The 489-nt window shown below is 35.6% G+C and carries 1 protein-coding gene; it reads left to right on the top strand.

The features are described from left to right. A partial coding sequence (locus tag EOC06_RS38480; RefSeq protein ID WP_206631403.1) for a YrhK family protein occupies positions 1 to 336 on the top strand: 336 nt, incomplete at its 5' end. Positions 337 to 489 lie beyond the last annotated feature (153 nt).

Below are 489 nucleotides of genomic sequence, written 5' to 3'. Positions count from 1 at the left end.
GTTAAAAGGAATACATTCACTAGTATTTCTTTTAGCGAGGTGTTAAAAAACATGAATAAACAGTCAGAAGAAGAAGAAAATCATGTTATCTCTATCGGTTCTTTAGCTATCATTTTAAAGGATAAATATCAGGCGATATATACAATCAATGATATCCTGATTGGACTGTTATTCCTGTTAGGAACGATTTTCAACATGCTGTTGAGCTGGAAGATAACAGGTGCCGTTCTTTATATCGCAGGAAGCGTCTTGCTTCTTATTCGTCCAGTTATCCGAACATGTCATCTTTTACAGGTAAAAAGAGTGGGAAAAGAAAAAAGAAAGAAACACGCCTAATCAGATTCATTTCGTTGCATGTATGCATTTCATTATTGTATGCTTATAGCACATGCATAAATAAAGGAGGAAAATAGTAATGTCGATGGCATATGAAGAATATATGAGACAAATGGTAAAGCCGATGCGAGCAGAGCTTGTGCACGCAGGTTT

Origin of the sequence: Mesorhizobium sp. M7A.F.Ca.MR.362.00.0.0, from assembly GCF_004023175.1 — a bacterium.
GTDB lineage: Bacteria > Pseudomonadota > Alphaproteobacteria > Rhizobiales > Rhizobiaceae > Mesorhizobium.
The sequence above is the reverse complement of the archived record's forward strand: the minus strand, read 5'-3'. Positions and strand labels throughout refer to the sequence as shown.